The organism is Hymenobacter puniceus (assembly GCF_014333525.1).
GTDB lineage: Bacteria > Bacteroidota > Bacteroidia > Cytophagales > Hymenobacteraceae > Hymenobacter.
This window is the reverse complement of record NZ_JACSCX010000002.1, coordinates 575,316-587,143: the sequence shown is the minus strand read 5'-3', so window position 1 is coordinate 587,143 and position 11,828 is coordinate 575,316. Positions and strand designations below refer to the sequence as shown.

Below are 11,828 nucleotides of genomic sequence, written 5' to 3'. Positions count from 1 at the left end.
CCTCCAACCTGACACTCCAACTCCTAAACGATAACCATTCTGATGGGCAAAATAATTGGTATTGACCTCGGCACCACCAACTCGTGCGTGGCCGTTATGGAAGGCAACGAGCCGGTAGTTATTCCGAACAGCGAAGGCCGCCGCACTACGCCATCCATCGTGGCATTCCTCGACAACGGCAAGGGTGAGCGGAAAGTCGGTGACCCGGCCAAGCGCCAGGCGATTACCAACCCTACCAACACGCTACAGTCGATTAAGCGTTTCATGGGCCGTGGCTTCGGTGAAGTAACTGAAGAAAGCAAGCACGTATCGTACGAGCTGGTGCGCGGCTCTAACAATACGGTAGCCGTACAAATCGGCGACAGGCAGTATACGCCGCAGGAAATTTCGGCTATGGTACTGCAGAAAATGAAGCAGACCGCCGAAGACTACCTCGGCCAGCCAGTAACGGAAGCCGTAATTACGGTGCCTGCTTACTTCAACGATGCCCAGCGCCAGGCCACCAAAGAAGCCGGCGCCATTGCCGGCCTCGATGTGAAGCGCATCATCAACGAGCCCACCGCCGCCGCTTTGGCGTACGGCCTCGACAAAAAGCACAAAGACCAGAAGATTGCCGTGTATGACCTTGGCGGCGGTACGTTCGATATTTCCATCCTCGAACTGGGTGATGGTGTGTTTGAAGTGCTGAGCACCAACGGCGACACGCACCTTGGCGGTGACGACTTCGACCAGGTAATCATCAACTTCCTGGCTGAAACGTTTGCCAGCGAAAACGAAGGCCTCGACCTGCGTAAAGACGCTATGGCCCTGCAGCGCCTCAAGGAAGCTGCTGAGAAAGCCAAAGTAGAGCTGTCGTCGTCGACGGAAACTGAAATCAACCTGCCGTACGTGACGGCTACGGCTTCAGGCCCCAAGCACTTGGTAGTGAAGCTGAGCCGCGCCAAGTTCGAGCAGCTTGCTGATAATCTGGTGCGTCGCTCGATGGAGCCGTGCAAGAAAGCGCTGCAAGATGCTGGTCTGAGCACTTCCGACATTGATGAGGTAATCCTTGTAGGTGGCTCGACGCGCATTCCGCGCATCCAGGAAGAAGTGGAGAAGTTCTTCGGCAAAAAGCCTTCGAAAGGCGTCAACCCCGACGAAGTAGTAGCCGTGGGCGCTGCCATCCAGGGCGGTGTACTGACTGGTGAAGTAAAGGACGTGCTGCTGCTCGACGTGACCCCGCTTTCGTTGGGTATCGAAACGATGGGCGGCGTCATGACCAAGCTCATCGAGAGCAACACCACGATTCCGACCAAGAAGAGCGAGACCTTCTCGACGGCTTCGGACTCGCAGCCGTCGGTGGAAATCCATGTACTGCAGGGCGAGCGTCCGCTGGCTTCGCAGAACCGTACCATCGGCCGCTTCCACCTCGACTCGATTCCGCCAGCGCCCCGCGGCGTTCCGCAGATCGAAGTAACCTTCGACATCGATGCTAACGGCATCCTGCACGTTTCGGCCAAAGACAAAGGCACTGGCAAAGAGCAGAAAATCCGTATCGAAGCTTCGTCGGGCCTGACCGATGCTGACATTGAGCGGATGCGGGCCGAGGCTGCTGCCAACGCCGACGCCGACAAAGCCGAAACCGAGCGTATCGGCAAGGTAAACGCTGCCGACTCGATGATTTTCCAGACGGAGAAGCAACTGAAAGAGTACGGCGACAAACTGAGCGCCGGCAACAAGACGGCCGTTGAAAATGCCCTTGCCGACCTGAAGAAGGCCCACGAGAGCAAAGACATCAGCCAGATTGATACTGCCATGGAAGCCATTAACACGGCTTGGCAGGCGGCTTCGCAGGAGATGTACGCCCAGGGCGGTGCCGAAGGCGGCCAGCCCGGCGCCGACGGTGGCAACCCCTTCGGTGGTGCCGGCCAGCCCGGCGGCAACGGCCAGCAAAGCCAGCCTCACGACAACGTTACCGACGTGGACTACGAAGAAGTGGACGGCAACAAGTAAGCCTACCTTGCCCGTAGCGTAAAAAAGCCCCGAAGCAGATGCTTCGGGGCTTTTTCGTGTGTAAGGCCCCCACTACCAGGGTACCTTTCAGTGGGCTGAGCTTACGGAAGCTGCCGCAGCCAGGCTTCTGCAGCAGCTTCCTCCTCGAAGAGACGGTAAATAAGATTGGACTCACGGGCCTCGTTCATAACCAAATTCATGGCCAGGCGCGCAAATACGTCGTGAGCCACTAGCACAGCTCCGTAGATTGGCTGGCCGGTAGTACCAGTACGCTGCAGCCAGTTTCCGGTAATCCAGATGCGCTCTTCCTCCGTGAAGGCCACCATATCACGCTGGTCACCCAGGATTTTATTCCAATTGCGGGCGTGCATAAGCGTGCTGGTATGCGTGAGAAAAGCCTTCATTTCCTCGAAGTTGCGCTTTCCGGCTTTGTACTGCACAATGGCATAACCAAGTGGGTGTTCCAGCAATATGCCCACCGGGTTTTCGAAGTAGATGCGCAGGTTGCTTGCGGATGGCAATAAAGACTTCATAGCTGGACAGGAAGCAGAGCGGAAAATGAGAATCGGACAACGAAACTACGTGTTTGCATCTAGTCTTTTGGTATGCAAACTCTTTTTCAGCGTGCATTTTCTGCTCGCACTCACTCTGCCGGTTGGCCTGCCAGCCAAACCAACGTCCTACGGTTCTGCTTGGCATCCAGCTCAACTGTTCAGCTACTTCCAGCTAATTGCCTACCTATAACTATGTAGTCAGCTTCTCGGTCTTGTGCCCGGGGTCGTCGGCCTCTGCTACTTCCTCCTCTTTCTCTTCTTCAAAGCCCTCCTTTATTTTTTCAACGGCCTCGGCGTGGTCGTCGGCATCAGCCTCCTCGCAATTTTCTTCTTGCTCCTCCTTGTCGTGTGGTTCGTAGCTGAGCTTAATGTAAATGGGGAAGTGGTCGGAGCCTACATACGGTAGCCTCTCCATGTCATCGACCTTGAAATCGGCCGACACGAACACGTGGTCGAGAGGCCAGCGCAACAGTGAATAATCGGCGTGAAAGGTAGGCAGCAGGCCGCGACCTACGCGTGGGTCCATCAGGCCACTGATGCGGCGGAACAACTCGGAGGTGTGCGACCAGGCCACATCGTTCATATCCCCGAACACAATAGTTGGTTCGTCTTTATTATCGATGGCCTTGCCAACCAACAGTAGTTCGGCGTCGCGCTTGGTACTGGTTTTGGACTCGGCGGGGGCTGGCGGCTTGGGGTGCAGGCCATACACACGCACTTTGGTGTGGCCATCGGCGAGCTGCACGAGGGTATGCAGGCTGGGCACGTCATCGTCGAGCAAGTACTTGATTTCGCAGCCTTCCAGCGGCAGGCGGGAGAAAAACAGTAGTCCGTAGGTGTTGTCGAGCGGTTCGTGGCAGGTATAGGGGTGCGTTTCTTCCAGCGGCTTCAGCTGCTCATACCACCACTGGTCGGTTTCCACTGCCATGATAATATCGGGGTCGGTGTCCTGAATCACCTTGAGCGCCTGCTGGCCCTGCTTGTTGAACTGCAGCACATTCATCATCACCAAACTCAGATGCCGCTTGCCATCCTGCAGCGTACTATCCCCGACCTGCTTTTTGGATAGCCGGGTATACGGCAGAATTCGGAAAAACTGGTAGATCATGGCAACGACCAGGGCAGCCAGGGCCGCTATTCCCCACCAGCCAGGCAATGTGTGCCAACCTAGCAGCAAGCCCCCTGCCATGGTAATCAAGGCCACTGCCACAATCTGCAGGCGCGGAAAATCGAATACCCGGATCCACCACGCTGTTTCCCGAAGCAGCGGCAGCAGCGTTGCCACCAGGCTAGCCAGCGTCAGGAAAAAAACCAAGCCGTGGAGAGCAGTAAGCCACCAAGGCAACGAGTTGAAGTCAGGCATTAGAGCAGAAAAGGAGTGGAAAGAGGTGGAATGGTACTAGCTACCAGCAATTACTCGTCGTTGAAGCCACCTTTACGCAGCTCTTCAATCGTACGCATCACTTTATCTTTCAGTGAGGCGCGGTATTTTTCCAGCACGTCGTGCAGGCGGGCGTTGCTGAGGGCCAGCATCTGGGTGGCCAGCACGGCCGCATTGGTGGCACCGTCTAGCGCTACCGTAGCTACGGGCACGCCGGCCGGCATCTGCAGCATCGACAGAATGGAGTCGAGGCCATGGATGGAGGCCGCCGACTTGATGGGCACTCCAATTACGGGCAGCATAGTGAAAGAGGCCACCATACCGGGCAAATGGGCCGCCCCGCCCCCTCCGGCAATAATGACGCGCAGCCCACGCTTGCGGGCCGTTTCGGCATACTCCACCAGCCGATGTGGCGTGCGGTGCGCCGAAACCAGCGTAATTTCATACGGCACGTTGAACTGGCGCAGCAGCTCGGCCGCCGCTGACATCGTTTTCAGGTCGGACTGTGAGCCCATGATGATGCCAACCAGCGGCGTTTCAGTAGCGGCCGCGGCATCGGCGGCAGCCACGGTGGGAGGAAGAGTGGTATTCATGCAGCGGAGAGAGAGGAAAAACAGGATGAACCTGCCGGGAAATTGCTTCTACGGGCTACCCGGGCGGCGGTTCAGCTATAAACATAGCATTTTCCCTGCTTGCTGATTCTCAAAGGCTCGTACCTTTAGCCGCGCTACACGTCTGGTCTATGGAGATTCTGCTCGCCACTTTCACCACGCTGTTTTCGGTTGTGAACCCCTTTGGGGCTATGCCGGTCTTTCTGACGCTAACCGAGGAAGACACGCCGGCCGAGCGCGCCAACATCGGGCTCAAGGCCTGCCTGTACATGGTGGGCGTACTCACGGTGTCGTTTTTTGCAGGGCAGTATGTGCTCAACTTCTTCGGCATCAACATCCACCACCTGCGCATTGCGGGCGGCATCCTGCTTATGCGCTCGGCCTTCGACCTGCTCACGCCGGGCGGCAACCGCGCCAAAGTGTCGGAAGCAACGCTGGAGGAAAGCATGCACAAAAACGACATCAGCTTCACGCCGCTGGCTATGCCCATGCTGTCGGGGCCCGGCTCCATGGCCGTGTGCATCGGCCTGTTTACGGGCAAGCTCAGCTACTCCGACATGGGCCTGATTGTGCTGGGCTTCGTGCTGGTGGCGCTGGCGGCCTACATCATCCTGATGTCGTCGCTCAGGCTCACACGGTTTCTGGGGCGGCCCGGCATGGCGGCGCTGGCCCGCATCATGGGCTTCCTGACGCTGGCTATCGGGGTGAATTTTATGGCTACGGCTATTGTGGCGCTGTTTCCGGGCTTGAGCCGGTAGTAATGAATTTCTTATTGATACTCCTGCTTACAATCTGTTTGCTGCTGGCCTTACCAGCAACTATCTGCTGGGGCATTTACCGTTGGCTGGTTAAACGTTCTCAGAAAGCAGCCCGGTTGTTTCTGTTTTTGCCTGTAGCTATTTCACTGATAACAGGCTACTTCGTGTATACTGCATTTTACCCGACCGATGACTTTTATGAGAAGGAATTCCACCAAATCACCTCTTTGCCTTTTCCCAAGGCAGGTAGCATAATAGACAAGGATGCAAGTTACCCTGACCAACACGGCGACTACAGCGCCTGCGCAAGAATTGAGGTTCCAGCTCCAGTTTATCAGCACATTCTTCACCAAGTAACCACTAACACAACCCTTTCACTGGTTACTTATGCCTATGATTCCACATTTATCAGCAGCGAACCATTTACTGCAGTGGCGGGCAATATAGAGCCTGCTTTATTCGCCTATAGGTTAAGTGGAGGTAGTTCCGCCATGAATGCGTATCGGTTTATTGGCTTTTTAACCGACCGTAAAACAATCATTATCTATCGGTGCAGTAGTTAGGAGAACTCCAATTCGGACTGCTGATAAGACGTGTGCGGTTGCAAACTATGCAGCGTACCTTTGCGCCCCGGCTGCTGGCCTTGGCAGCGGCGGAATCAGCGAAATAATCAGCGAAACCTGTGCTTAAGAACGACCTCCTCCTCCGTGCCGCCCGTGGCGAAGAAACCGAGCGTACGCCCGTCTGGCTGATGCGCCAGGCCGGCCGAATCCTGCCCGAATACCGCGCACTGCGCGCCCGCCTCAGCGGCTTCAAAGAGCTGGTGGAAACGCCCGAGCTGGCCGCCGAAGTCACCATTCAGCCCGTGGATGCTCTGGACGTGGACGCCGCCATCATCTTCTCCGACATTCTGGTGGTGCCCGACGCCATGGGCCTCACCTACGAAATGGTAGAAGCCCGCGGGCCGCTGTTCCCGGAAACCATCAAAACCGCGCAGGACGTGGCCCGCATGCGCATCGCCGACCCCGAGGAACACTTGGGCTACGTGCTGGAAGCCATCCGCGTCACGAAGCGCGCCCTAAACGGCCGGGTGCCGCTCATCGGGTTTGCCGGCGCGCCCTGGACCATTCTGGCCTATATGGTGGAGGGCCACGGCTCCAAAACCTTCAGCAAGGCTCGCCGCATGCTGTACCAAGATCCGGCATTGGCGCACGAGCTACTCGGCAAAATCACGGCTACTACTATTGCCTACCTGAAGGCGCAGGTAGCGGCCGGCGCCAACATCGTGCAGGTGTTCGACTCGTGGGCCGGGATTCTGCCGCCCGCGCACTACAAGGAATTCAGCACTCGCTACATTGCCGAAATCTGCGCCGCTATTCCCGAGGTGCCCGTGACGGTGTTTGCCAAAGGCGCTTTCTGGGCCGTGGAAGACTTCGCCCAGCTCAATTGCCGCACCATCGGCCTCGACTGGAACCAGGACGCCCGCACCGTACGCCCGCTCACCGGCGACAAAACTCTGCAGGGCAACCTCGACCCCTGCGCCCTTTATGGTACGCCCGCGCAGGTGCGCGCCGCCACCATTGCCATGCTCGACCAGTTCGGCCCACACTGCCATATTGCCAACCTTGGCCACGGCGTCTACCCCGACACCAACCCAGACAACGTGAAGGTGTTCATCGAAACCGTGAAAGAATACAGCACCCGGCTTAGGGCTTAGGGCTTAGGGCTTAGGGCTTAGGGCTTAGGGTGTATGGGAAAGGCCCCGCCGGGTTACGGCGGGGCCTTTTTTCTATTTACTCATTTCTAAGCACCAAGCCCTAATATCTAATATCTAATCCGGTTTCCTGGGCTTCGGCCAGCAGCAGGCTTTTTTTGATAGGTACTACGCCGGCCTGCTCGCACACAAGGCCGCCGCCGAGGTTGGCCAGCGCGGCCGTAACCGGGGCCGGCATGCCCAGCGCTACGCACAGTGCCGCAATGCTGATAACCGTGTCACCGGCACCCGAAACGTCGGCAATACTGCGCAGGTGGGCCGGGATATAAGTTTTAGTGAAGCGGCCGTTTTCTACGAATACGCCGCGCTCCGACAGCGTCACTAGCACGTTGTCGGGGCTGAGCAGCTCGCGCAATTGCGCCACGGCCGCCTCGAACGCTGGCTGGTCGGCCTCGTCGAACGTCAGCCCCAGGCCTTCGCGCAGTTCCTTTAGGTTGGGCTTGAACAGCGTGCAGTGGCGGTATGCCAGAAAGTTTTTCTTCTTCGGATCGACAACGGTAGGAATGCCGCGCTGCCGGGCCAGACTGATGAAGTGCTGAATGCTGGCTTCGCAGAGTACGCCCTTGTCATAATCCTCGAACACTACCACATCGGCGCGGTCCAGCAGCTGCTCGAAGCGGGCGGTGAGGTCGGCGTTTTCGGTGCTGTTGAGGTCAGTTTCCACTTCCGAGTCGATGCGTAGCAGCTGCTGGCCGTGGGCCAGAATGCGCTGCTTCACGGTGGTGGGCCGGTGGCTGGAGCGCACCATACCGTCGGGGGCGAGGCCGGTGGTATGCAGCAGTTCCAGCAGTTGGTCGCCGCCCTGGTCGTCGCCGATTACGGCGCACAGCAGCGGGGTGGCACCCAGCGCCTGCACGTTCAGGGCCACGTTAGCGGCCCCACCCAGCCGCTGCTCGGTGCGGCTCACCGTCACGACGGGCACCGGGGCTTCGGGCGAAAGACGCGCCGCCTTGCCCCACACGTAAGCGTCGAGCATCACGTCGCCGACAATCAGGACGGTGAGGCCATTGAAAGCGGCAAACAGTTCGGGCAGTGAAGTGGGCGCGGAGGCAGCAGCGGGCATTACGGCAGATTCAGGTAAGAGGCCGCAAAGGTAGGAAGTAACGCGTTGCGCCGACTTGGTGCCAGAAAAGCAGTAGGGCGAACTGAGGAGGGGGCGTCCCCGCGCCGTTGGAATTGACTAAATGGCGCGGGGACGCGAACTACACAGTTCGCGCTACGTTTCCGCTGCAAAGCTCGCTACTTCAGCTTTACCAGGCTGTTTTTGATGCGGATGAAGGCTTCGCGCAGCTTCTCATCGGCGGCGGCGGTGCTGAACCGGATGCAGTTCGGGGCCCCGAAAGCGCCGCCATCTACGGCAGCCACGTGGGCATCGTGCAGCATAAACATGGCCAGGTCCGACGCGTTGTTGATTACCTGGCCGTCGGGGGTAGTTTTGCCGAAGCAGTTGCTCACATCCGGGAATACGTAGAAGGCGCCGCTGGGTGTGGGGGTACGGAAACCGGGAATTTCCTGGCACAGGGCCAGCACCAGGTCGCGGCGGCGGCGGTAGGCGGCCACCATTTCGTCGGCGGAGCTACGGCCGCCCAGCAGGGCCGCCAGGGCCGCACGCTGGGCAATGGAGCAGGTACCGGACGTAATCTGGCTCTGCATCTTCTCGCAGGCACTGGCAATTTCCTTGTTGGCAGCCAGGTACCCCACGCGCCAGCCCGTCATGGCGTAGCCTTTCGAGAAGCCATTTACTGTAATTACCCGGTCTTTGATGGCCTCAAACTGCGCGATGCTCACATGCTCGCCCACGAAGTTGATGTACTCGTAAATCTCGTCGGCCAGCACGTGCACCTGCGGGTGGCGGGCCACTACCTCAGCAATGGCGCCCAGCTCTTCCCGGCTGAACACCGAGCCCGTGGGGTTGCACGGCGACGAGTACATGATGAGCTTGGTGCGCGGCGTAATGGCGGCTTCCAGCTCGGCGGCCGTCACCTTGAAGTCGTTTTCCAACGAGCCCATCAGCGTAACGCTGGTGCCCTCGGCCAGGCGCACCATCTCCTCGTAGCTCACCCAATACGGCGCAAACACAATTACCTCGTCGCCGGGGTTGATGAGGCTGAGCACGACGTTGGCCAAAGCCTGCTTGGCGCCGGTGCTCACCACAATGTTTTCGGGCTTGTAGCTGAGATGGTTGTCGCGCTGCAGCTTGTCGCAAATGGCCTGGCGCAGCTCCGGGATGCCAGGCACGGGCGTGTAGAACGTGTAGCCGTCGTCGAGGGCCTTTTTGGCGGCATCCTTGATGTATTGCGGCGTCTGAAAATCCGGCTCGCCGAAGCTCAAACTGATAACGTCCACGCCCTGCGCCGCCAGCTCGCGGGCCTTTTTGGCCATGGCAATGGTCTGCGACTCCTGCATGGCCAGGATACGGTCGGAAAGAACAGAAGACGTGAGCGTGGAAGCGTCGGACATGCGGGAGGGGAATTTGGGGTGGGGATAAGGCAAAAGTACGGCGAAAGTAACGTAGGGACTCGGTCGTCTGTCATTCCGACACAGGAGGAATCTGAGTAGACGGCTGAGTGAGTTTGTCCAGATTCCTCTCGCCGCTCGATTCGCGGAATGTCGGAATGACAGGCGCGCTATTCGGTCCCCAGCCAGCGGAAGCGGCGGAGCAGGATGCGCAGGTCAGTGCCGGGCTCGTAGTCTTTGGCGTAGAGCAGCTCCAGGCGGCGGCGGGTGGCCTCGGTGAGCGGGGCACTGGCCTGCACACCGTCGGCGGGCGAGAGGATGGCACGGGCCAGGCGCTGGGGCGCGGCGGCGTAGCGCAGCCCCACCCAGGTGCAGGAGCCGGCCAGCACCCGCCCGCAGTTGCGCAAAAAACCACTCCTGTGCTGCTGGAACCCTAACAGCAGCGGTGAGGCCAGCAGCAGCAGCAAACTGGTGAAGATGTCGAGCAGCCGCTTATTGCGCACCTGCTCGGGCCGAAACAGATTCAGGGTGATATCCAGCGTGTAGTAGTCGCCGGGCGAGTCTTTGCTGGAGCTGCCGATGATGTATTCGCTGTCCTGGGGCAGGATTTTGTAGGCTACGGGCGGCTGCTGTGGCAAGCTCACCATGAGGCTGATGATCTGGCTGGCCGACAGGTCGCGGCCGCAGAAAATCAGCTCGTCGAGGGCGTAGATGCGGATGATGTCTTCCAGCTGCCGCACCTCGCCCAGCGCTTCGTCGGTGGGCTCGGCCAGCAGTGGAGGTGCCGCCAACGTAGCTGTGTTACTGCTATTGGCAGTCCGCAGGCCTCGGTTATCAACCGCGGACGTGGACACGGCAGCTACCTCGGCGGCGGGCATGATGAAGCCGATGATGCGGGCCTGCACGCCGGCCTGCTCCAGCAAATGGCGCACCCGCAGGCTTTCAGCTCCGGAGCCTACGATGGCCACGTTTTTCTGCCGTTTCTCACTCAGGCGCAAATCGTGGTAGCGCAGGAAGTGCGTGGCCAGGCGCCGCCCCACCAGCGCCACCACCGCCCACACGCCGCCCAGAATAATCAGGGCCTTGGAGAAGCGGTAGGCGTCGAAGAAGTTGCTGATGGCCGAAATCAGGACCGTGCCCACGAAAATGCCGCGCACAATGCGGGCCGTTTTGGTGGGTTGGTCGTAGGCCCCGCTTAGGTACGCCGACGTCAGCCACACCACCAAGTAGGCCGGCACTGCCACCAGCATAAACTCCGGCGGGTAGTCGGTGCGCACGTATTTGTGGTTGTTTTCCCAGTAGTTTTTCAGGAAAAACATGCCGCCGTAGATCAGGCTGGCATCGAGCAGCACGGGCGCCGCCTGGGTGAGCAGGCGCATGGCCACCGCCGCCCCCGCCCGCAGCCAGATAGCGCCGTTGATGAGCAGCGAAAACAACCCCGCCCGCCCGGGCGCAAAGTGCTTCTGCGCGAAAATCACCATGGCCCGGTAGAACACGAACACATAGTTGACGCTGGTGCGCTTGGTGCTTTCGCCCTTGTAATGGATGATGCGGGTGCCGGGAAAGTAGTAGTTTTTCCAGCCGCCCTGCGTGATGCGGTACGACAGGTCGATGTCCTCGCCGTACATGAAATAGTCCTCGTCGAGCAAGCCCACTTGGTCGAGAGTGGCTTTGCGCATGAGCATGAAGGCGCCGCTCAGCACGTCTATTTCGTGGGGCTGATCTTTGTCGAGGAAGCCGAGATGGTAGCGCCCGAAGCGGCGCGAGGCCGGAAACAGCCGCGCCAGCCCGAATATCTTATAGAACGCCACGCCCGGCGTGGGCAGGCCGCGCTTGCTTTCGGGCAGAAACTTGCCCTGCCCGTCCAGCATCTTCACGCCCAGCCCGCCGGCGTTGGGGTGCGCGTCCATGAACTCGCAGCAGGCCCGGAAGGTGTCTTCCTCCACCACCGTGTCGGGGTTGAGCAGCAGCTGGTACTCACCGGTGGCCTGGCGCAGGGCCTGGTTGTTGCCTTTGCTGAAGCCGGGATTGTCCTTGTTTTCGATGAGGATAACTTCCGGAAACCGGGCCTTCACCATGGCCACCGAGCCGTCCACGGAGTTGTTATCCACCACAAACACCTCTACCGGCTGCCCCAGCCGCTCCGTGGCCCGCCGCACCGACAGCAAGGCCTGCTCCAGGAAGTAGCAGACGTTGTAATTGACGATGACGACGGAAAGCTTCACGGATAGCGGCGGCATAGAGGCCGAAAGGTAGCAACGATTGGCCTCACCCCCTAGCCCCCTCTCCAAAAGAGAGGGG

Annotated in this window: 10 protein-coding genes; 4 read left to right on the top strand and 6 right to left on the bottom strand. The window is 59.3% G+C overall.

What is annotated here, in order from left to right:
* The first annotated feature begins 42 nt into the window (after positions 1–42).
* Positions 43–1,992, top strand: coding sequence for a molecular chaperone DnaK (gene dnaK, locus H8B14_RS07615; RefSeq protein WP_187315015.1), 1,950 nt, complete (start codon positions 43–45; stop codon positions 1,990–1,992).
* Between the two features lie 101 nt (positions 1,993–2,093).
* On the opposite strand, the gene H8B14_RS07610 is transcribed toward dnaK, so the two are convergent.
* From H8B14_RS07610 to purE, 3 genes are all read right to left on the bottom strand, one after another.
* Positions 2,094–2,525: a hypothetical protein gene (locus H8B14_RS07610; RefSeq protein ID WP_187315014.1), complete on the bottom strand. Its 432-nt coding sequence runs from the start codon at positions 2,523–2,525 to the stop codon at positions 2,094–2,096.
* A gap of 211 nt (positions 2,526–2,736) precedes the next feature.
* On the bottom strand, positions 2,737–3,909 hold the full coding sequence (locus H8B14_RS07605) for an endonuclease/exonuclease/phosphatase family protein (protein WP_187315013.1): 1,173 nt from the start codon (positions 3,907–3,909) through the stop codon (positions 2,737–2,739).
* 50 nt (positions 3,910–3,959) lie between these two features.
* Positions 3,960–4,442, bottom strand: a complete 483-nt coding sequence (purE, locus tag H8B14_RS07600; protein WP_410054455.1) for a 5-(carboxyamino)imidazole ribonucleotide mutase — start codon at positions 4,440–4,442, stop codon at positions 3,960–3,962.
* Positions 4,443–4,669: 227 nt separating this feature from the next.
* Between purE and H8B14_RS07595 the strand changes: the two genes are divergently transcribed.
* The 3 genes from H8B14_RS07595 (at position 4,670) to hemE (ending at position 7,013) form a co-directional block, all read left to right on the top strand.
* On the top strand, positions 4,670–5,296 hold the full coding sequence (locus tag H8B14_RS07595) for a MarC family protein (protein ID WP_187315011.1): 627 nt from the start codon (positions 4,670–4,672) through the stop codon (positions 5,294–5,296).
* A 38-nt stretch (positions 5,297–5,334) separates the two neighbouring features.
* The gene (locus H8B14_RS07590; RefSeq protein WP_187315010.1) at positions 5,335–5,859 is read left to right on the top strand and encodes a hypothetical protein; all 525 of its coding nucleotides are present in this window, start codon (positions 5,335–5,337) and stop codon (positions 5,857–5,859) included.
* A 119-nt stretch (positions 5,860–5,978) separates the two neighbouring features.
* Entirely contained in the window at positions 5,979–7,013 is a 1,035-nt protein-coding gene (hemE, locus tag H8B14_RS07585) for a uroporphyrinogen decarboxylase (RefSeq protein WP_187315009.1), read from the top strand.
* Between the two features lie 100 nt (positions 7,014–7,113).
* Here the strand turns inward: hemE and H8B14_RS07580 are convergent, their stop codons facing one another.
* From H8B14_RS07580 to H8B14_RS07570, 3 genes are all read right to left on the bottom strand, one after another.
* The gene (locus H8B14_RS07580; protein ID WP_187315008.1) at positions 7,114–8,133 is read right to left on the bottom strand and encodes a bifunctional heptose 7-phosphate kinase/heptose 1-phosphate adenyltransferase; all 1,020 of its coding nucleotides are present in this window, start codon (positions 8,131–8,133) and stop codon (positions 7,114–7,116) included.
* Between the two features lie 176 nt (positions 8,134–8,309).
* Entirely contained in the window at positions 8,310–9,530 is a 1,221-nt protein-coding gene (locus H8B14_RS07575; RefSeq protein ID WP_187315007.1) for a pyridoxal phosphate-dependent aminotransferase, read from the bottom strand.
* Between the two features lie 167 nt (positions 9,531–9,697).
* On the bottom strand, positions 9,698–11,767 hold the full coding sequence (locus H8B14_RS07570; RefSeq protein ID WP_187315006.1) for a glycosyltransferase family 2 protein: 2,070 nt from the start codon (positions 11,765–11,767) through the stop codon (positions 9,698–9,700).
* Positions 11,768–11,828: the final 61 nt, after the last annotated feature.

Excerpts from the sequence above, each read along its gene's own strand:
- H8B14_RS07575 (WP_187315007.1), bottom strand. The coding sequence starts at position 9,530 with ATGTCCGACGCTTCCACGCTCACGTCTTCTGTTCTTTCCGACCGTATC.
- H8B14_RS07595 (WP_187315011.1), top strand. The coding sequence starts at position 4,670 with ATGGAGATTCTGCTCGCCACTTTCACCACGCTGTTTTCGGTTGTGAAC.
- H8B14_RS07605 (WP_187315013.1), bottom strand. The coding sequence starts at position 3,909 with ATGCCTGACTTCAACTCGTTGCCTTGGTGGCTTACTGCTCTCCACGGC.
- purE (WP_410054455.1), bottom strand. The coding sequence starts at position 4,442 with ATGGGCTCACAGTCCGACCTGAAAACGATGTCAGCGGCGGCCGAGCTG.
- dnaK (WP_187315015.1), top strand. The coding sequence starts at position 43 with ATGGGCAAAATAATTGGTATTGACCTCGGCACCACCAACTCGTGCGTG.
- H8B14_RS07570 (WP_187315006.1), bottom strand. The coding sequence starts at position 11,767 with ATGCCGCCGCTATCCGTGAAGCTTTCCGTCGTCATCGTCAATTACAAC.
- H8B14_RS07580 (WP_187315008.1), bottom strand. The coding sequence starts at position 8,133 with ATGCCCGCTGCTGCCTCCGCGCCCACTTCACTGCCCGAACTGTTTGCC.
- H8B14_RS07610 (WP_187315014.1), bottom strand. The coding sequence starts at position 2,525 with ATGAAGTCTTTATTGCCATCCGCAAGCAACCTGCGCATCTACTTCGAA.